This window comes from Mesorhizobium quangtriensis (assembly GCF_040081925.1).
GTDB lineage: Bacteria > Pseudomonadota > Alphaproteobacteria > Rhizobiales > Rhizobiaceae > Mesorhizobium_K > Mesorhizobium_K quangtriensis.
This window is the reverse complement of sequence record NZ_JBEBMF010000001.1, coordinates 1,535,481-1,553,351: the sequence shown is the minus strand read 5'-3', so window position 1 is coordinate 1,553,351 and position 17,871 is coordinate 1,535,481. Positions and strand designations below refer to the sequence as shown.

At 61.9% G+C, this 17,871-nt stretch carries 20 protein-coding genes; 11 read left to right on the top strand and 9 right to left on the bottom strand.

Going from position 1 to position 17,871, the window contains the following annotated elements:
- From ABMA32_RS07560 to ABMA32_RS07545, 4 genes are all read right to left on the bottom strand, one after another.
- Window positions 1-1,152 carry a phage portal protein gene (locus tag ABMA32_RS07560; protein WP_349013084.1) on the bottom strand — a complete coding sequence of 384 codons (1,152 nt, stop codon included), beginning with the start codon at window positions 1,150-1,152 and terminating at the stop codon, window positions 1-3.
- A gap of 119 nt (window positions 1,153-1,271) precedes the next feature.
- Window positions 1,272-2,576, bottom strand: coding sequence for a DNA-packaging protein (locus ABMA32_RS07555; protein WP_425475484.1), 1,305 nt, complete (start codon window positions 2,574-2,576; stop codon window positions 1,272-1,274).
- Window positions 2,518-3,090 carry a hypothetical protein gene (locus ABMA32_RS07550; protein ID WP_349013083.1) on the bottom strand — a complete coding sequence of 191 codons (573 nt, stop codon included), beginning with the start codon at window positions 3,088-3,090 and terminating at the stop codon, window positions 2,518-2,520. Before ABMA32_RS07550 ends, ABMA32_RS07555 begins: the two co-directional genes overlap by 59 nt.
- 368 nt (window positions 3,091-3,458) lie before the next feature.
- On the bottom strand, window positions 3,459-3,971 hold the full coding sequence (locus tag ABMA32_RS07545; RefSeq protein ID WP_349013082.1) for a hypothetical protein: 513 nt from the start codon (window positions 3,969-3,971) through the stop codon (window positions 3,459-3,461).
- Window positions 3,972-4,146: 175 nt separating this feature from the next.
- Here ABMA32_RS07545 and ABMA32_RS07540 point away from each other — a divergent pair, with 175 nt between their 5' ends.
- The 4 genes from ABMA32_RS07540 to ABMA32_RS07525 all read left to right on the top strand — a co-directional run bounded on the left by ABMA32_RS07540 (window position 4,147) and on the right by ABMA32_RS07525 (window position 6,340).
- On the top strand, window positions 4,147-4,521 hold the full coding sequence (locus ABMA32_RS07540) for a hypothetical protein (RefSeq protein WP_349013081.1): 375 nt from the start codon (window positions 4,147-4,149) through the stop codon (window positions 4,519-4,521).
- Between the two features lie 409 nt (window positions 4,522-4,930).
- Window positions 4,931-5,098, top strand: a complete 168-nt coding sequence (locus ABMA32_RS07535; protein ID WP_349013080.1) for a hypothetical protein — start codon at window positions 4,931-4,933, stop codon at window positions 5,096-5,098.
- 54 nt (window positions 5,099-5,152) lie between these two features.
- The gene (locus tag ABMA32_RS07530) at window positions 5,153-5,353 is read left to right on the top strand and encodes a hypothetical protein (protein ID WP_349013079.1); all 201 of its coding nucleotides are present in this window, start codon (window positions 5,153-5,155) and stop codon (window positions 5,351-5,353) included.
- A 228-nt stretch (window positions 5,354-5,581) separates the two neighbouring features.
- Window positions 5,582-6,340 carry a hypothetical protein gene (locus ABMA32_RS07525; protein ID WP_349013078.1) on the top strand — a complete coding sequence of 253 codons (759 nt, stop codon included), beginning with the start codon at window positions 5,582-5,584 and terminating at the stop codon, window positions 6,338-6,340.
- A gap of 24 nt (window positions 6,341-6,364) precedes the next feature.
- Here ABMA32_RS07525 and ABMA32_RS07520 read toward each other — a convergent pair whose 3' ends face one another.
- Window positions 6,365-7,264, bottom strand: a complete 900-nt coding sequence (locus tag ABMA32_RS07520; RefSeq protein WP_349013077.1) for an AraC family transcriptional regulator — start codon at window positions 7,262-7,264, stop codon at window positions 6,365-6,367.
- Window positions 7,265-7,361: 97 nt separating this feature from the next.
- Between ABMA32_RS07520 and ABMA32_RS07515 the strand changes: the two genes are divergently transcribed.
- The 3 genes from ABMA32_RS07515 (at window position 7,362) to ABMA32_RS07505 (ending at window position 9,181) form a co-directional block, all read left to right on the top strand.
- Window positions 7,362-8,105, top strand: a complete 744-nt coding sequence (locus tag ABMA32_RS07515) for an SDR family oxidoreductase (RefSeq protein ID WP_349013076.1) — start codon at window positions 7,362-7,364, stop codon at window positions 8,103-8,105.
- A gap of 96 nt (window positions 8,106-8,201) precedes the next feature.
- On the top strand, window positions 8,202-8,870 hold the full coding sequence (locus ABMA32_RS07510; RefSeq protein ID WP_349013075.1) for a cysteine hydrolase family protein: 669 nt from the start codon (window positions 8,202-8,204) through the stop codon (window positions 8,868-8,870).
- The gene (locus ABMA32_RS07505; protein ID WP_349013074.1) at window positions 8,867-9,181 is read left to right on the top strand and encodes a GYD domain-containing protein; all 315 of its coding nucleotides are present in this window, start codon (window positions 8,867-8,869) and stop codon (window positions 9,179-9,181) included. The genes ABMA32_RS07510 and ABMA32_RS07505 overlap by 4 nt, the downstream gene beginning before the upstream one ends.
- Window positions 9,182-9,234: 53 nt before the next feature.
- Here ABMA32_RS07505 and ABMA32_RS07500 read toward each other — a convergent pair whose 3' ends face one another.
- Window positions 9,235-11,526, bottom strand: coding sequence for a PAS domain-containing protein (locus tag ABMA32_RS07500; RefSeq protein WP_349013073.1), 2,292 nt, complete (start codon window positions 11,524-11,526; stop codon window positions 9,235-9,237).
- A 497-nt stretch (window positions 11,527-12,023) separates the two neighbouring features.
- Between ABMA32_RS07500 and ABMA32_RS07495 the strand changes: the two genes are divergently transcribed.
- From ABMA32_RS07495 to ABMA32_RS07485, 3 genes are all read left to right on the top strand, one after another.
- Window positions 12,024-14,177 (top strand): transglycosylase domain-containing protein, encoded by a 2,154-nt coding sequence (locus ABMA32_RS07495; RefSeq protein ID WP_349013072.1) that lies wholly within the window; start codon window positions 12,024-12,026, stop codon window positions 14,175-14,177.
- Window positions 14,178-14,264: 87 nt separating this feature from the next.
- On the top strand, window positions 14,265-14,849 hold the full coding sequence (locus ABMA32_RS07490) for a DUF1214 domain-containing protein (RefSeq protein WP_349013071.1): 585 nt from the start codon (window positions 14,265-14,267) through the stop codon (window positions 14,847-14,849).
- Window positions 14,842-15,387, top strand: a complete 546-nt coding sequence (locus ABMA32_RS07485) for a DUF1254 domain-containing protein (protein WP_349013070.1) — start codon at window positions 14,842-14,844, stop codon at window positions 15,385-15,387. The genes ABMA32_RS07490 and ABMA32_RS07485 overlap by 8 nt, the downstream gene beginning before the upstream one ends.
- A 69-nt stretch (window positions 15,388-15,456) precedes the next feature.
- Here ABMA32_RS07485 and ABMA32_RS07480 read toward each other — a convergent pair whose 3' ends face one another.
- A complete protein-coding gene (locus ABMA32_RS07480) occupies window positions 15,457-15,636 on the bottom strand; it encodes a hypothetical protein (protein WP_349013069.1) in 180 nt (59 codons plus the stop codon).
- Window positions 15,637-15,794: 158 nt separating this feature from the next.
- On the opposite strand from ABMA32_RS07480, the gene ABMA32_RS07475 reads away from it, so the two are divergent.
- Complete coding sequence (locus ABMA32_RS07475) at window positions 15,795-16,748, top strand: hypothetical protein (RefSeq protein ID WP_349013068.1); 954 nt, start codon at window positions 15,795-15,797, stop codon at window positions 16,746-16,748.
- Between the two features lie 4 nt (window positions 16,749-16,752).
- On the opposite strand, the gene ABMA32_RS07470 is transcribed toward ABMA32_RS07475, so the two are convergent.
- The gene (locus tag ABMA32_RS07470; RefSeq protein ID WP_349013067.1) at window positions 16,753-17,097 is read right to left on the bottom strand and encodes a DUF1491 family protein; all 345 of its coding nucleotides are present in this window, start codon (window positions 17,095-17,097) and stop codon (window positions 16,753-16,755) included.
- Between the two features lie 46 nt (window positions 17,098-17,143).
- Window positions 17,144-17,677, bottom strand: a complete 534-nt coding sequence (locus tag ABMA32_RS07465; RefSeq protein WP_349013066.1) for a peptidoglycan-binding domain-containing protein — start codon at window positions 17,675-17,677, stop codon at window positions 17,144-17,146.
- Window positions 17,678-17,871 lie beyond the last annotated feature (194 nt).

Genomic DNA, 17,871 nt, shown 5'->3' with positions numbered 1-17,871 from the left:
TCAGGCAGTCTGCCCATACCCCACCGCCTCGCGCTTCTCGTCGTCCGTGAGAAACCCCGCCGCGCCGATCCGCGCCCAAAGCGCGTCCCGATCCGCAGCCAACGCCTCGATCTGGTCGGCGTCGTACCAGAGCGCCAGCCCCTGGCCGAACGCCGGAGACAGCCACGCGGAAAGCTCCCTGGCCGTGCGCGCCACCAGTGGCAGCACGGTCATGCGGTAGAAGGCGCGGTTGGCTTCCTGGTAGTTGGCGTAGGTGTTGTCGCCCGGTATGCCGAGCAGCATCGGCGGCACGCCGAAGGCGAGCGCGATATCGCGCGCCGCGCCGTTCTTGGCCTCCATGAAGTCCATGTCCTTCGGCGTCAGCCCCATCGCCTTCCAGTCGAGCCCGCCTTCCAGCAGCAGCGGCCGGCCGGCGCGCGCCGCGCCCGAATAGCCGTCCTCCAGCTCGGCCTTCAGCCGGTCGAACTGTTCGTCGGAAAGGTTGCCGCCTTCCTTCGGCGCATAGACCAGCGCGCCCGAAGGCCGCGCCGAATTGTCGAGCAGCGCCTTGTTCCAGCGGCCTGCCGCATTGTGGATGTCGAGCGCCATCAGCGCCGCCTCCAGCGGGGCGAAGCCGTAATGGTCGTCGAGCGGATGGAATAGCGACAGGTGCAGCGCGCTTGCGCCGAGCGCCACCCTTCGCTTCGTGCTGCCCTCGCGATGTTCCAGCGCGCTCGGCCAGCCAGCCGCGTCCGTCACGACCGTCACCCGATCGGGCCGCAGCAGATGCAGTTCCCGCGCCGTCTCGCCTGCCTCCACCCGTTCGACATAGGCGTTGCCCGACAGGAGCAGGTGCCCGTAAAGCGTCTCCAGAAAGCTCGCGCCCGCCTGCCGCTGGTTCGGCCGTTCCATCAGGTCGAGCAGAGGGTGCGCGTCGAGTTCGGCGCCGCTCTCGTAAAGCAGCCAGGGGATCGCAGCAGCCGTCTCCGCGATCAGCCTCACTGCCCTATGCGCCACCGGATTCTTCATGAACCCCTCGCGCGCCAGCGCCGCGTAGTCGCGCCGCGTCCAGTGCGCCTCGCCTGTTGCATGCAGCGCGACGAAACCCGTGCCGCTCTTCCTCTCGGGCACGACGCTGCCGCCGTCCCGTTTCCAGGGCCAGTTCCAAACCATTTTTCTCTTTCTCTAAAAGCGCTATCGAGCCGGCCGCAAAATTGCTCCGGAAGCGCAGAAAACGCCGCCAGGTGACCAGAAAAGTTTGGTGTCCGGCGGAGTAGAATTTGGCGGCCGGCTCAGAAATCCCTGATCCTCGGCGTCCCGCCCACCCCCGGCATCAACTCGCCGACCGCCCACACCAGCGCATCCACCCGGTCAGGCGAGCATCCACCCGAAAGCCCGTCAGGCCCGAAGTCGCACATCTCGTCCTCCAGATCGGGAAAGCGCCCGGCATGCTTCACCCGGCCCTGCGCATAGAGTGCGGCCACCGGTTCGGCCCGCAGCCATTTTCCGCGATTGGCCCGCACCGCCTTCACCGGCACATTCTTGTCCACCGTGCGGATCACGGCCGTCACCATGTCGCCGCCCTGGTTCACTTCCGCCACGATCGCGTCGGCCTCCAGCCGATGGAACAAACCCACCGCGACCCTCGCCCATTCCGTCGGCTTCGCGCCTCTCACACTGGCGTCGGCCAGCACGATCGCCCTGCCCTCCGCGTCCAGCCCGGCCGCGACGATGCCGCAGGCATCCGACGTCTTTCGCGAGCTCGCCGGCGGATCGACCGCTACGACGATGCGTCGCAGTTCACCCGGCTCCGCTACAAAAGCCGCCGCCAGCATGTCGCGCGACCACAGCGCGTCCTCGCGGTCGTCGATCAGCTCGCCGTCCAGTTCCTGCCGTCCAAGCCGCGTCCCGCCGTAACGCTTGGCCAGCGCCTCAAGAAAACCGGCCGCGAGGTTCGCGGCGTTGTCGCCGGTGGCGAGCTTGCGTTTCTCCACGTCCGCGTCGGCGAGCAGCCTCTTCATCAGCCGCGTCGGCCTCGGCGTCGTGGTGATGATCTGCAGCGGCTTCGGCCCCAGCCGCAGCCCGAACTGCAGCATGTCGAACGTCGCCTCCGCATTCTTCCATTTGCCGGCTTCGTCGCACCAGGCGGCGTCGAACTGCGGCCCACGCAGGCTTTCGGGATCTTCCGAAGAGAACACATGCGCCACCCGCCCGTCCGGCCAGACCAGCCGCTTGCGCGAAGGCTCGTAGCGCGGCCTCGTCCCCCGCGCCGTGGCGAGGATGCCCGAAGGCCCGTCGATCATCACCTCGCGCACGTCGGAAAGCGTCTCGCCCACCAGCGCGAAGTTCCCGTATTTGTACCCATCCGGCGAAAACGGCGGCAGCCCGCGAGCCAGCGCGTTCACCCATTCGGCCCCGAGCCGTGTCTTGCCGGAGCCGCGCCCGCCCGTCACCAGCCAGCAGGACGGCGCGCCGCCTGCGGGATATTGCGGCCCGTGCGCGTGGCCGACCCATTCGGCCGCGACCGTCGGCCCGAGTTCAGGAGTGATATGTTCGCGCGCCCATCCGTTCTGCGTAGTCTCGAGCCAGTTCGACAATGCGTCGGTCGATAAGGGCGAGGATATCGGCGAGTTCTTCATCGCTTCTTTTTTGGTCCTGCTGCACGGCCACGAATTTCAGATTGCCGATCTGTTCGGCCACTTTCACCATCGACAGAAGTGCATCGATGCGGCCCTTGTCGAAATGACCGGTCCGCATCTGCGCCAGCGCATCCTGCAGCGCCTCGAGGATTTCGGCCGCCATGTCGCCGGGCCCCACGTCGCCCGCCAGTTCGACGGTAGCGTTGTCCTTCGCGATCGAATCTTTCGTCGCCGCCAGCGCGTCCACCCTGGCGCGCAGTTCCACCTCCTCGCGCACCTGCCGCGGTGTCACCACGCACATCATGGAGCCTTTTGGCGCATGCAGCTTCGGCCAGTTCTCGCGGCTCGCCCGTTCGCGAATGGTGGTGACGTGACAGCCGACAATCTTGGCGATGCGTTGAAAAACCGGCGGGAACAGGCCGCGCAATTCGCGCATGCCCTCCCACTGCTCCTCGGCGAGGGGCGGATGCATGAAGTCCTCCGATGTTTTGTTATATGGATCGCGCCCTCCCTTCTCCCCTTGAGGGAGAAGGTGGATCGGCGCGAAAGCGCCGAGACGGATGAGGGGTTCAGGCCCGCGACCTCCGCCGCGTCCCGTCAACCACCCGCACTTTTCCGACGATAGCGAAACACTACCAAAGGACCGTCACGCCGTCAAGGATTATTTTCCTAATTTTACGTAACAAAGCACGTTTTGGGAATAGTTCCTAAGGCCGACAAGCCGGCAAATTAGCCTGAGGAAATCGAGATTACGCCTAAGATGGTTGAGGCGTGTTGGGGTGAGGTAGGCGACGCTTCCCGGTCACTTATGATGCAACGTCGCTCATAACGGCGATCTACTCACGCATGATATCTGATCGTGAAGACTGTAGCCAAGACTAGCATATCCTTAGCTGTCTGTAGCTTGCCTATGAGTTCTTTGAATTGTGTTTCGGCGTCTTCTTGCAGCTTCGGGTGGCGGATGGAATTTGGGTCTGACGTCATCCAATAGTCCGGTGGCGAATCCGGTGAAGCCCCGTCCTCGCTGTCGAGATACCACATGGTGTGGATGGCTGCATTCCGCTCGCCAGCGAGCTTCGATAAGCCCTCAATAGCCGCTATGACGCTTTTCAGGTTATCGCTTTCCACGGGGTCTGCGTCGAGCATTCTTGCGCGGGCCATAGCTATTGTCATGTCGCGTTGCCCCGCGTCGGACTTTATGCTGAAAAACATCGCCCGCGCTACGTGTCTTTCGGCCCCGGACAGATTGATAAAAATGCTGAGCACAAATGCCTGGGCTTCATTATATGTGATCGTGACGTGACCCAACGTGGTCGCAAACTTGTCTAACGCTTTGGAAGCTCTATCCCCCATGACAACCTCCGCCAAGGCCGACGAAAAAGACGTTCAACGATACGCTAAAGCGGATGCTGAAAACACCGCCTAAGCCGCATGGCCCGGCTAAGAAGTTATCTCCCAAAGTTCCTCGTGTCTTGCGTAGCACTCGCGAAATTGATAAGCCCCGTAAGGTTTAACTGGAGGGGCGCCAGTGGCTAGCGAGTTAGACGACGGTCTCAACGGGGAAGTCGAAGTCTTTTATCACAAGAGTAATTTCTTTAGAGTTGTCCATGCGGATGGGTGCTATGGTGGTATTACTCCGCGCGGGGCGGTAAACATCGCTTTTTACAGCGAACGTAAAGCAATTCCCCTCAGAACTAAAATGAAGGTTGTCGAAGGCGTGACACAGCCCGAGACTGTGGTTGAGTCGAAGCCGGGCTTTGTCAGGGAGCTGGAGGTTGATATCTTCATGGACTTCAACTCCTCCGTTTCGTTCTTCGTCTGGTTTAAGGAGAAGATCGATACGTTACGAAAACACTCGGGCGTGTCGGACGAAGACTGGAAAAAGATGATTGGAGGGGCGTGATATGTCCGCAATCAAGACGTCGCTCCGGTCATATGACTCCACCGTGGCAAATTTGGCGAAACGACCCGTAACGAGATTGACGGTGGACGTATCACAAACCGATGCCACGTCTACGTCATCAGTTCCGAGCGCGCTTCCCAGCGCGTCTAGACGCGTTGAGTCGCCTCGTAGTGATACTCAAATCCTGGCGAGCCTATCCCCCATCGAGCGCCTTGCTTTTCTTGCCAAGAGACGACCGGCCCAACTACTGATTGGGCTAGCTGGCGCGATCGGTTCCACTTACATTATCGTTCGGTCGCTCCTTGCGCTCGGCCCGGCGATTGCTTTTATCTTTTCTTGGCAGGCTCTAGCTCAGAGTGATGGTCCCGCCACGTCGCAGACATTTATCTCCGGGTCCGCAAGAGACGCGATGGACTGGTATGTTGCGCTATTGATGGGCGCGGCCTTGCTAGGTTCGATGTTTCTAGTCGCTTTTGCCAAGTCGGACACCAAAATTGGGTTTGGGATGGACGCAGGCAAGATGATTATAGGCTTTCTTGTCGGCTTTTTATCCGGCGGTAGCGGTAAGGGCGCTTAGCGCCTCTTCCTCAAGAAAAGGAGCCTTCGCGCCTTCTGCTTAGGCGGGATCGGCTTGACCAATCCGTCAACAGGTAAGGCGTTTGCCTTCGATCATTGCGATCAACTGGTCATGACGCTCACGGTCGGTAATCTTCACAGCGGCACGGCGATTCGCCGCGCGTCCTTATCGCCGGTTGAAGTTGCGGCGGTGATTCCTGATCCGAATCACGGCCGTTCTGCATTTGGTCTCACGCAATTTGAACGCGCAAGTTGAATTCGGGCTGTTACCCGCAATTCACAGGCATCGTCAATTTCCCTCACAAATTCGCCCCGGCGGCAATCCGAAGTGCCTGCTACATGCGGCTGAAAATGTGCTGGCGGAGCGTTAGGTGATCCGCCATGCCGGCATATTCAGCGCTTCAGTCGTTCAGACTGAGAGGGCTAGCAACGCACAACCCTCACTCCTCTGGACGGCCCCCTCCCGCGCCTATAGTGAACCGGCATGCAGATCGAACTGAACAGTCTCTACTGGCCGGGCACGAACCCAGAGGCCGTGCGCATCCACCGTGCCTGCTTCGAGCATATTGGCGTGCCGGTCCGTTATACCGAGGAGCGCATCCGCCACGGCCGGTGGATGGACCGGGTCATCGCCGAGCGGATGGATCGCGACGGCATCGTGGCGTTTGTCGACATCGATGCGCTCGCCTACTCGCGCGCTGCCGTCGAAAACGCCTTTCGCTATGTCGAGCGGACGAAGTCGTTCCTCGGTCTCGCCCAATCCTCCAATCACCTCCAGACGCGGATGCGGATTTTCGCCGCGCCGTGCTTTCTGGTCATCTCGAAGCAAGCCTTCGATACATTGGGGCGTCCGAGCATGATGCCGAGGACGTTCGGCGACGTCGCGCAGGAATTGAGCACGCGCGCCGACGCCGTCGGCTTCCCCTATCGAACGCTCTACCCGACAGGCTTTCGCGAACTCCCGCCCCACGGCACACCCTGGCGTCTCGGCAGCTACGGGCACTACGGAATCGGAACCGACTTCGAAGGCGGCTTCTTCCACAATTACTATGGACGAGAAGGCCGGATGGATTCGATCTCCGATGCGGCGGCCGCGATCATGAACGACAGCGGCCAACCCGCCACCCTGCCGTATATGTGCAGGGACGAGAAATTCTGGACCGAGATTTCCGAGAAAGCGCCGCCCCCTGAGCCGCGACTCCGGAAATGGGCCCGCAAGCTGCGCCGGGCCTTCACGCGATAATCATCCGCGAGCGTTATCCGCCGATTACCCCTGCCCCCGCGCAAACCGCCCCGGCGGCAACCCGACGTGCCGGCTGAAGGCCGTCGAAAAGGTGCTCGCCGAGCCGTAGCCGATCCGCCGCGCCACCTCGTCCAGCGCCAGCCCGCCGCCGCGCAGCAGCGTCTTGGCGACAGCCATGCGCCAAGCCAGCAGATATTCCATCGGCCGCACGCCCACCATGCGCGTAAACCGGTCGAAGAAGGCCGAGCGCGACATGCCGGCGGCGCGCGCCAGTTCCGGCACGGTCCAGGCGTGCTCGACATCGCCGTGCATCCCCCGCAGCGCGGCGGCGATGCGTGCGTCGGCCAGCCCGCGCAGCAGGCCCGGACGCGCCGCGTCGTAGGGCGCGGTCCGCAGCGCCTCGATCAGCAGGATCTCGACCAGCCGCTCGAGGATCAACTCGCGACCGATCTCGTCGCGACCCGCCTCCTCGCCGACCATGCGCACGAGCTGCGCCAGCCTCGGCGCCCCGCGGATGTGGATCATGCGCGGCAGCAGCGACACCAGCAGCGCCGCGTCAGGCGAATCGAAGGAGAACCAGCCGCCGAACTGGCGCATGTCCGGCAGCCCGTCCTGTCGACCATGTCGGATTTCCACGCCCGGCTCGGCCGAGGCCCTGGGGTCGCGCCGCACCACGGTCGCGGGCTCGATGCTCGACATGGTGAAGGCTGGCGTCGCCGGCAGCAGGACGAAATCCCCCGCCTCCAGCACGACCGGCTCCTCGCCCTCTACCGCCAGCCGGCACCGCCCCTCGGTCACCGCGCAAAATCCCGGCTGACCGAAAGACGAATAGCGCACGGCCCAGCGCCCGGCTCCGCTGATCCTCTTCGGGAAGATCGCGCGCGGGCGCAAAAGCTTGATTACCTCGGAGAGCGGATCGGCCATTCTCAGGACTTTCGCAAACCAAATATGGACTCAAAATTGATGATAGTCCTGAATAGGCTTTCTAAGTTCATCCCGTCAACCGCTCGGGAGAACCAATATGAAGACCGTCCTCATCACTGGCAGTTCATCAGGCTATGGGCTGGAAACCGCCCGCCATTTCCACCAGCGCGGCTGGATCGTCATCGCCACGATGCGCAACCCGCGCACCGACATCCTGCCCGCTTCGGAGTGCATCCGCGTCCTGCCGCTGGACGTAACGAGCGCGACAAGCATCGCCGCGCTGATCGAGGCCGCCGGCCCGATCGACGTTCTCGTCAACAATGCGGGCATCGGCATCGTCGGCGCTTTCGAGGCGACGCCGATGGAGCATGTGCGCCGGGTATTTGAGACCAACACCTTCGGCACGATGGCGATGACGCAGGCTGTCATCCCGCAGATGCGCGAGCGGCGATCTGGCGTGATCGTCAACGTCACCTCCAGCGCGACGCTTGCCCCGATGCCGCTTGCGGCCGCCTATACCGCCAGCAAGCAGGCGATCGAAGGCTTTACCGGCTCGCTGGCGCACGAACTCGCCGCCTTCGACGTGCGCGCGAAACTGGTCGAGCCCGGCTATGCGCCGACGACGCGCTTTGCCCACAACACGCCTGTGTCCGTCATGGACCTGATCCCGCCTGGCTATGCCGATTTCGCGCAGCCGATTTTCGCCGGCTACGCCAACCCTCCGCTGATCACGAAGGAAAGCGATGTCGCCGAAGCGGTTTTCCTCGCCGCGAACGACGCCTCCGACAGGCTGCGCTATCCGGCGGGCGCGGACGCCGTGGCGCTGGCCGAGGCGGCCTGACCGACCGACCCGCCGCCTTCATACGGGACGATGGGACGGAGGGTTTTTCAGGCCGACCACAGGATGCTAAAGAGCCTTCCGGCAAGAGGAGCATTCATGATCAAGGCCAGGCCCTTCGACTATCCCTATGATGGCAATCTGAACCCTGCAGCGACCGCGCTGATCGTCATCGACATGCAGCGCGATTTCCTGTCCACCGACGGCTATTTCGCGCGGCAGGGCTACGATCCCGCGCCACTCCGTGCGATCATCCCCGTCCTCGACAGGCTGATCGCAGTCTGCCGCCAGGCCGGCATCCGCATCATCCACACGCGGCAGGGCTACCGGGAAGACCTTGCCGACATGACGCCCTACGAGAAATGGCGGCGCAAGAGGAGCGGCATCGAAGGCACGAACGTGCTCCTGCGCGGCCACCCCGGTTTCGAGATCGTCCCGGAAATCGACGTCAGGTCGGAAGACATCATCGTCGACAAGACCTGCAACGGCGCCTTCACCTACACAGACTTCGAGCACGTCTTGCGCGCGCAGGGGATCACCCATCTCCTGTTCAGCGGCTGCACCACGGACGTCTGCGTCCACACGACGCTGCGTGAGGCCTGCGATCGCAATTTCCAGTGCCTCACCATTGCCGACGCCTGCGCCAGCGGCGATCAATATGCGCACGAGGCGGCGCTGCATATGGTGACGGTCGAGAACGGCATATTCGGCGCGCTTTCCGATTCCGCCGCCGTCATCGAAGCAATTGGAAAGCTGCCCGCGCGATGAAATACATTTCCCTTATGAAACTCACGCAGCGCGGCCTTGACGAACTCGGCGACAGTGCAAAGCGCCGCGCGGTCAGCGAGGCCCGTGTCGCCGCGCTCGGCGGTCGCTCGCTCGCCTTCTACGCGGTCATGGGACCGTATGACTTCGTCCAGCTCTTTGAGATGCCGAGCAACGAGGCCATGATGCAGTACGTCATGACAGCCCGGCGCGACGGTTACGTGGAACCTCTCATCATGCCGGCCTTCGATACCGGCGAATGGGGCCGGATCATTGAGAACGTTACATCTCCTGACGTGGCCACGATGCCATAAGGCGCAAAAATTCAGTGGCTCGGATGGGGGTCTGTCCGGCCGCGCCCGATCCATCAGCTGTCGAGCACGCTGCGCACCTTGGCGGCCAATTGCTCGATGCTGAACGGTTTTTGCAGCAACTGGGTACCGGCGTCCAGAACACCGTTGTGCACGATTGCGTTGCGCGTGTAGCCTGTCGTGAACAGCACCTTCAGCGCAGGGAGCTTCTGGATCGCCTTCTTGGCCAGATCGGGTCCGGACATCCCCGGCATCACCACATCGGTGAAAAGCAGCGCCGGCTCCGCACCTTCGAGCATTTCCAGCGCAGCGGCGCCGTTGCTCGCCTCCATCACGCGATATCCCAATTCCCGCAATGCCTCTGTCGAGAAAGATCTTACGCGCTCATCGTCCTCGACCACGAGGATCGTTTCGCGTTCGCTGCCTTTTTGCAGCCCGGCCGTCGCCTGCGTGTGGTCAGCCTGTGCCTTCCCGTAGTACCGAGGCAAATAGACCTTGACCGTCGTGCCGTGGCCGACCTCCGAATAAATCTTCACATGGCCGCCTGATTGGCGGACGAAACCGAACACCTGGCTCAGCCCCAGCCCCGAGCCTTTCCCGACATCCTTGGTCGTGAAGAATGGATCGAACGCCTTGGCGATGACGTCGGGGGGCATGCCCGAGCCTGTGTCTGAAACGGCTATCAGCGCATATTGTCCCGGTGGGAGGTCGTGGTCTTTTGCGTAGTCGTCCGCAAGATACGAGTTGGCCGACTCGATGGTCAGCTTGCCACCGCCAGGCATGGCATCGCGCGCGTTTACCGCCAGGTTGAGGATTGCATTCTCGAGCTGGCTGACGTCGGCATTTACGGCCCATGATCCTGCGGCGAGAACAGTCTCCACCTCGATGTGCTCGCCAAGTGTTCGAACAAGCAGCTCTGTCATTCCCGAAACAAGCCGGTTTGGTTCGATCACCTTCGGCTCAAGGGGTTGCCGGCGTGAAAAGGCGAGCAAGCGCTGCGTCAACGCCGAGGCTCGCAGCGCGCCATCCTTGGCTCCTTCAATGTAGCGGCCAAGATCGGTGTCGCCACGTGCAAGGCGACGCTCCATGAGGTTCAGGCCACCCAGGATGACGGCTAGCATATTGTTGAAATCGTGCGCGATGCCGCCTGTCAGCTGCCCTATGGCCTCCATCTTCTGAACTTGGCGCAGCTGCTCCTCTGCCCGCATGAGCTCGTCAGTTCTGTCTCGGACGGCCTGCTCCAGCTTTTCGCGCGACTGCGCCAATACCTCGCGTGCATCCACGATGTCCTGGATATCCGTGCAGGTGCCGAACCACCGGGTGATCTCACCCTTTTCGTCCCGGACAGCCTGGGCGCGGCCAAGCACCCAGCGGTAAGTGCCGGAGCGATGCCGCAGGCGGTATTCGATGTGATAGGGTTCGCCGGTCGCAAGACAGTGCCTCCAGACGGACCAGGCTCGTTCCTGGTCGTCCGGGTGGAACATGCCATTCCACTCCTCGCCGTCTGTCGAACCCTCGGGGACGCCCGTGAAGTCATACCAGCGCTGGTTGTAATAGTCGTGAAAGCCGTCAGGACGAGTCGACCAGATCATCTGGTCGATGGAATTGGTGATCGCGCGGAATCGCGATTCGCTTTCCCGAAGCAGCGCCTCGGACCGCTTCAGTTCGGTTATGTCGAAACTCACGCCCGGGAACCTCAGGCATGTCCCATCCGGTGCAAGCGTCGGGCGCCCGTGGGCCGCGACCCAGCTGAGCGAACCGTCGGGCTGCATCAATCGATACTCGGCCGAAAAACCCTCGCCGGTTTCCATCGACCGCGCAATCGCTTCCTCGGCACTGTGAACGTCTTCCGGGTGGATGTTCCTGAAAAACTCCTCGATCGGCGCCCCTTCCGAAGCCAGCTTGGGATCGACCCCGTAGAGCTGCGCGAACCGGGTATCCGCGGTCACCCGGTTTTCCGGAACGTCCCAATCCCAGGTTCCCACAGTATTTGCCGCGCCCAACGCATACTCGAGGCGCTGCTCGCTTGCGCGCAGGGCCCGCTCGGCAGAAATCCTTGCGGTGGTTTCGTTGCCCTGGTTGAAGATGCCGAGAACCTTCTGTCCGGTTTCATCGAAGATCGGCGCAAACGAGTAGTCCCAATGGGTACGCTGTACCCGCCCTCCCCGCTTCATCGGTAGCATCTGGTCGGTGACGGAGAAACCTTCACCGGTCTCCATCACGCGCGTAAGTTGCGGTTCGATGATCGCCCAGATGTCAGACCAAACCTCACTCGCTTTGCGGCCTAGCGCCCAGGGATGTTTCTCACCAGCGATCGGTGCCCAGGAGTCGTTGTAGAGCAAAGCCATATCCGGGCCCCAGTAGATGGCCGTCGGTATGTTTGAGTTAAGGCACAGCCCTACAGCCAGCCGGAGGGCTGGCGGCCAGTGTTCAGGGGAGCCGAATGCCGTTGCCGACCAGTTCAGGGCACGCAAACGCTCGCCCATGTCGCCCCCGGCGCCGGCAAAGATGCGAAGGACGGACGCGACGGCTAGATCTTGAGACATCGGACGGCGGAGCAGGCTTTGTTGGGGCACATTTGCGCCATACATGAAACCCCGAGTCGATCTGTCAAGTAGTCGCCCGGAATGTTGGCGTTTCCCGAGGCGTTCGCGATGGGATGTCGTGAAGTGCCCGTGCTCAAAATGCCATAACCCACCGGAATCCGGTCACTAGTTAGATACTGACCCGTAATTATCTTGTCCCTGCGTCAAAAATCGGCCAAGACCATCGCATATCGCTTGCTTTGACGCCTGAACGCTGCTGTCGCCATCAGGTCGCAATGCAAGCCACGCTGGACATTGGCATGAACCGCCCGGTACCCCCGCGCAAGACCAGAAGCCCAAAAGCCACGCGCCTGATGGCGATTGACTCGTGGATCGACTCGACGCTTTACGAGGCCGGGTTCAAGGCCAGCGAGATCTGGGAAAATCTGACTATCTTTTTCCGCCGTTTCCGCGTTACCGGCTGGAAGCGCTGGTTTTTCGAGTTTGCGGGAGAAGGCTTCACCATGGGCGCGGCCGGCTCCATCGTGATGCTGGCGCTGGCCATGCCGGCCTTCGAAGAAACCGAGGGCAACTGGCGCGCGCAGGACGATTTCGCCGTTACCTTCCTCGACCGCCAGGGCAACGAGATTGGCCAGCGCGGCATCATCCAGCGTGAATCGATCCCCGTCGACGAGATGCCCGACCACGTCATCAAGGCCGTTCTCGCCACCGAGGATCGCCGCTTCTTCGACCACTACGGCATCGACTTCATCGGTCTGGCGCGCGCCATGTCGGAGAACATGCGCTCCAACTCCGTGGTGCAGGGCGGTTCCAGCCTGACGCAGCAGCTTGCCAAGAACCTGTTCCTCTCCAACGAGCGCACATTCGAGCGCAAGGTCAAGGAGGCCTTCCTTGCGATCTGGCTGGAGTCGAATCTCTCCAAGAAAGAGATCCTGCAACTCTATCTTGACCGCGCTTATATGGGCGGCGGCACCTTTGGCATCACCGCCGCTGCGGACTTCTATTTCCGCAAATCGGTCAAGGACCTCAACCTCGCTGAAGCGGCCATGCTCGCCGGCCTGTTCAAGGCGCCGGCCAAATATGCGCCGCACGTGAACCTGCCGGCAGCGCGCGCGCGCGCCAACGTGGTGCTAACCAACCTCGTCCAGGGCGGCTTCATGACCGACGGGCAGGTGTTGCAGGCCCGCCTGCATCCAGCGAGCGTCGTCGATCGCGGCCGTCGCCAGGCGCCCGACTATTTCCTCGACTGGGCCTTCGACGAGGTCAAGCGCCTCACGATGCGCTCCGGCGTACGTTCCATGGTCGCGCGGACCACGATCGACACCAACCTGCAGCGCGCCGCCGACGAGGCGATGGAATACAATTTGCGCCAGCATGGCAAGGAATACGGCGTGACCGAGGGCGCAATGGTGGTCATGGAAGCCGGCGGCGCGGTGCGCGCCATCGTCGGCGGGCGTGACTACGGTGCGTCGCAGTTCAATCGCGCGACGCGTGCGCTGCGGCAGACCGGATCGTCCTTCAAGCCCTACGTCTATGCGGCCGCGATGGAAACCGGCGAATTCACCCCGGAGTCGATCGTGTCTGACGGGCCCATCAACTGGGGCGGCTGGGCGCCGAAGAATTACGCGCGCAGCTATGGCGGCGGCATGAATCTCACCGACGCGCTGGTGAAGTCGATCAACACCGTGCCGGTGCGCCTCGCCAAGGAGCATATCGGCACCGAACCGATCCGTGATCTGGCGGTGGCGATGGGGGTTGAGTCGCCCATCTTGCTGCACAAGACGATGGTACTCGGCACGTCAGGCATGACGGTCATGGACCAGGCGACCGGATACAGCGTCTTCCAGAATGACGGCTACGCCGGCCTGCGCCACGGCATCACGCAGATCCAGTCGCGCGACGGACGCGTCCTCTACGACTGGGAGAAGGACGCGCCGAAGCCCAAGCGCGTGCTCTCGCCGCTTTCCGTCAAGTACATGAACACCATGATGGTCGAGGTACCCGAGCGCGGCACCGCTAGGCGCGCTGCTTTGCCCACCATCCGCTCGGCCGGCAAGACCGGCACGACGCAGTCCTACCGCGACGCCTGGTACATCGGCTACACCGGAAACTACCTCGCGGCCGTCTGGCTCGGCAACGACGACTTCACCACCACCCGCAACATGACCGGCGGTTCGCTCCCCGCGATGGTGTGGCACCGGCTGATGACCTACGCTCATGAAAACGTCGAGCTCAAGCCTATTCCGGGTCTCGACAAGCCATTCGTCGACGAGCAGGTCGTCGCCAAGGTCGAAAAGAAGAAGCAGAAGGAGGAGACCGACTACAGCGACATCGAGCGCCGGCCGGTTCTCTCGGGCGCAACCACGCGCACGCTGCGCGCCATCGCCGAGATTTTCCACAATCAGGCGGCTATCGAGGCGCCGCACGAACCGGAAACGCTGTCGTCGCTCTAGTCTTTGCCAAACGCAAGCTTTCGCTGAAGCCTTGCAATCGACCTGCCTGACAGGATATCCGAGGTGGCTTAAATCCACCGGCGCGTAATGCTGAAATCGGCCTTCCTCATATTGCTGGTGCTATCGATCTCCATCGTGGCTGGCAGCGCAAGCGTCTGGTACGCCCTGAAGGCGAATGAGGGCATGGGCGCGGTGGTGGTCGGACAGTGGACCGCATTCCCCAATGTCGGTACGACCGAGGCCGATCCGTATTCCAGGGCGCGTGTCGCGCGGGAAGGATTGCTTGCGCTCGGACGCGCCGAAGGGCTGTCGTTCTCGGCGACACGGGATACCGGCGGCGACCCGTTACGGCGGGAATGCACATATCTGATCGAGGGTCCTGTGCCTCCGGCGCGGTTTTGGACCCTATACGTCACCGATCAGTCCGGCTCCGTGGTGAAAGGCAGCGAGCATCGTCCCGCATCCCTGCATTCCTATCAACTCATCCGCCTTTCGGACAATTCGATCGCAATCTCGGTTGGCGCGCACCCCGCTCCCGGAAACTGGCTTGCCCTTTCCGGGAAGGGACCTGCCACCTTCATGCTGAACCTTTTCGACACACCCATCGCGTCGGGAACCGGCGCCGCAGACGTCGTTCTTCCCCAGATCGCCAAGGTGGGCTGCGATGTCTAGGTTTTTTTATGCGCTCCTGGTCAGTCTTGTCGGCATAGGAATTGTCCACATAACCGTTCTTCTGCTGCTGCCGCAGTTCTCCGAACGGGATGCATGGTCCAGCCTTGCGGCCGCTTCCGATTTCTACAAGTCTGTCCGCGTTGACGGGAGCGACGATCAGGCTCCGCTCGTCGGTGCGCTCGATCCGTTGTTTCGCGCATCGGCCTGCCGTTTTGATCTTAAGGAAGGCCCGGTCCACATCCGCGCGCCGGGCAACGTGCCGTTCTGGTCGGTCTCGATCTACAATCGTGCTGGCCAGAACGTCTATTCCTTCAACGATCGCGCTACCGAGCGCGGCGCCCTCGATTTCGTCGTGCTGACCCCTTCGCAGATGATCGAAATCCGCAAAGCGCCGCCTGAAACCTATCAGCGTTCGATCTTCGTGCAGGTGCCGATCGGCGAAGGCATTGTGGTCGTGCGCAGCTTTGTGCCTGACCCTACATGGGAGGAGACGACCTCGGCATTCCTCGCCAAGATGGCATGCTCGAAGGAAGTCTAAGGCACATCTCCCGCGCCTGGTGAGATGCCACACGCGATCTCAAGGACGGCCGCCCGGAAAGAATGGGCCTCAGTGCGTCGGCTTGTCAGATTTTTCGACGCTCTTCGCCTGGCTGGCGTCGACTCGAGGTTCGCTGCGCTCATAGCGGACGCCCGGAAATATGACGATTGAAGCCGTGGCGCCTGCCGCCACCGGTGGCTTTCTGACGATCGCCGATTCTCGCGGCGAGAATGACAGCACGCTGCCCATAACTGCGATTTCCCTCTCGGATTCACCCGGAGCAACCACGCAACGCCTCCACGTTCATAAGGCCAGCAGACGGTTAACAGGACTTTAACAGATCGCCCCTATTTTGAATTTGATCGAGCGGAGTTTCGTTCGGTCGGGTAAGTGTCAGGCGTTCTCGAGTGTCCTCTTTCGACTTCCTACAGATCACAGCCAGGAACGAAGCGAACAGGGCCGACAGGCTTTTTCGCGCAGCGGTTTCCGCGTTTTGTTCGCTGCCGCGTCCGTCGCGGCGGGAAATCGCCCAGCTCGAAGACCTCGCCCTTCCGCTCTTCGATCAGGTTTCGGTCGAGTCTAAACGGTACGTCGCCGCGGCACTGTCCGAATGCGCCTATCCGCCCGCTGCGTTGGTCAGAAAGCTGGCGGAAGAGAGCGTCGATATCGCAGCGCCATTGCTCATTCGCTCGAACGCACTCACCGACATCGATCTTCTCGCCCTCATCAGCCGCCAGGGTCTGGGTCACGCTCGTGCTATCGGTCGTCGTCCGAACCTCAATCCAGTCATCGCAAGGCTTGTCGGGGTACTGGAGAGCAAGGTCGTGTCCTTGCTAAACCGAGAGGCGGAGCCGCTCCCTACAGGGCAAGTCGATGCGGTTTCGAAGGGCGTTACCGGAGATGCAGCATATGGCGCGCAGGGTCAGGCAGCGGAAAATGCGCGTCGCTACCTGCGTGCGGTCATGCGCCCCGCCACGACAGCCACCTCTCTAACGACGCCGGCCGGGGCTGCCCTATACGCGCGCTTGCGCGAGGCGGCGCTGAAGGGGCACGCGACGTCTTTCCAGGCCATACTGGCTGATGCGCTGGGGACGGACTTCGCGACAGTCCACGAGGCGGGTGATGACCCTTCCTACGCTTGGCTCCTCGATGCGCTGCGACTGCTTGAGATCAGCGACGAAAAGGCATTTCTCGTCACTGCGGCGATCTATCCTTCGCTGTTCGGAACCCTTCAGGCCATCCAGCTTTTCCTGTTGCGATATGCCGCCATCAGCCGCGAAGAAGCACAGAAAAGAATCCGGAACTGGCGGTCTCGCGATCGGCTCGATGTAGCGCCCCACGATCATCGCGCCGCCGGTTGAGCGCTTATTGATCCGAAAGGACTAGCAGTCTTTCAATCCCGCCCTGCCCCGGCTCGACCTCGATGACCCAGATATCCGGATCGAAACGCCCTTCCTTTTCGAGGAACTTGTCGAGTGCGGATTCACCATCCAGTTCGTGGCGTACGAAGAACCGTTCATCCGGCTTTGCAGCATCATAGCTGGTCTGCGGTGCAGGACCAAAGAGCGTCACACCACCCATTCGGTCTCGAAGGACCACGAAGACGGCGCCGGCCTCGGTTGCGCCGCGCCTGACGACCGCAGCAAAACCGCCGTCGGCAAAAATTCTCCGCACAAGCGCCGAAACCCAGAAGTCCGTTGTGACGCGCATGTTCTGATCCTCTCGGCGCGCCTGGAACGTCCAAGCCATATTGCCTTCACTGGATCAGCCCGATTTCCTTCATTTTCGCAAGGACCGCAGCGTCGGCTTCTCCTGTTTCCGGCAATCCGAAAAGGGATTGAAATTCGAGTATGGCGGCTTTGGTCTTCGCGCCCATTAGTCCGTCAACCTGCATTGATTCGTTGCCGAACTCCCGGAGCCCAGACTGAACGCTCGCAACGCGTTCGTCGCGCTCTGCGGGACGAGCAGCAGCAGGGACAGCAGCTTCTTCGGTCGGGATCTGCCGTGGAGCCGGCGATGGCAGTTGTGTCACCGAGCCGGTGCCCAGTTGATCGAGAAGTGTCTCGTCCACGGCTCCGGTCACGACGAGACCCATCTTGTTTTGATAAGCCTCTATCGCCAGCCTCGTATTGGGGCCGTACACACCGTCGATGTCGCCACCGTAGAATTTAAGCTCGCCCAGTATCTTCTGGACACTCTTCACCGTAGCGTCGCCTTTAACCCGCTTCGTTTCTGCCTGAGGGCTTTCGATTTGGTCCTGCCGCTCGATCCGGATCGTTGTCTCTTCCACGGGGTCAACCGTGTCGGACCGTACGAAATCGCGTGTCGCGAAAAACGCTCCGGAATGCGCATGTGGCTGGTACCAGAGAGCGTTGGCCGAAACAAAGCTTAGTGCGACAAGGAATGCGGTCGAGCCGCCGACCAGAGTCGGATTGCGCGCAACAACGCCAAGCAATGCAGCTGCCGCATCACCGAACGTCCATT

What these genes read in the sequence shown, in the direction of transcription:
- ABMA32_RS07560 (WP_349013084.1), bottom strand. Translation starts at nt 1,152, where the DNA reads ATGGTTTGGAACTGGCCCTGGAAACGGGACGGCGGCAGCGTCGTGCCC.
- ABMA32_RS07550 (WP_349013083.1), bottom strand. Translation starts at nt 3,090, where the DNA reads ATGCATCCGCCCCTCGCCGAGGAGCAGTGGGAGGGCATGCGCGAATTG.
- ABMA32_RS07545 (WP_349013082.1), bottom strand. Translation starts at nt 3,971, where the DNA reads ATGGGGGATAGAGCTTCCAAAGCGTTAGACAAGTTTGCGACCACGTTG.
- ABMA32_RS07535 (WP_349013080.1), top strand. Translation starts at nt 4,931, where the DNA reads ATGGACTGGTATGTTGCGCTATTGATGGGCGCGGCCTTGCTAGGTTCG.
- ABMA32_RS07525 (WP_349013078.1), top strand. Translation starts at nt 5,582, where the DNA reads ATGCAGATCGAACTGAACAGTCTCTACTGGCCGGGCACGAACCCAGAG.
- ABMA32_RS07520 (WP_349013077.1), bottom strand. Translation starts at nt 7,264, where the DNA reads ATGGCCGATCCGCTCTCCGAGGTAATCAAGCTTTTGCGCCCGCGCGCG.
- ABMA32_RS07515 (WP_349013076.1), top strand. Translation starts at nt 7,362, where the DNA reads ATGAAGACCGTCCTCATCACTGGCAGTTCATCAGGCTATGGGCTGGAA.
- ABMA32_RS07510 (WP_349013075.1), top strand. Translation starts at nt 8,202, where the DNA reads ATGATCAAGGCCAGGCCCTTCGACTATCCCTATGATGGCAATCTGAAC.
- ABMA32_RS07505 (WP_349013074.1), top strand. Translation starts at nt 8,867, where the DNA reads ATGAAATACATTTCCCTTATGAAACTCACGCAGCGCGGCCTTGACGAA.
- ABMA32_RS07500 (WP_349013073.1), bottom strand. Translation starts at nt 11,526, where the DNA reads ATGGCTTTGCTCTACAACGACTCCTGGGCACCGATCGCTGGTGAGAAA.
- ABMA32_RS07495 (WP_349013072.1), top strand. Translation starts at nt 12,024, where the DNA reads ATGAACCGCCCGGTACCCCCGCGCAAGACCAGAAGCCCAAAAGCCACG.
- ABMA32_RS07490 (WP_349013071.1), top strand. Translation starts at nt 14,265, where the DNA reads ATGCTGAAATCGGCCTTCCTCATATTGCTGGTGCTATCGATCTCCATC.
- ABMA32_RS07485 (WP_349013070.1), top strand. Translation starts at nt 14,842, where the DNA reads ATGTCTAGGTTTTTTTATGCGCTCCTGGTCAGTCTTGTCGGCATAGGA.
- ABMA32_RS07480 (WP_349013069.1), bottom strand. Translation starts at nt 15,636, where the DNA reads ATGGGCAGCGTGCTGTCATTCTCGCCGCGAGAATCGGCGATCGTCAGA.
- ABMA32_RS07470 (WP_349013067.1), bottom strand. Translation starts at nt 17,097, where the DNA reads ATGCGCGTCACAACGGACTTCTGGGTTTCGGCGCTTGTGCGGAGAATT.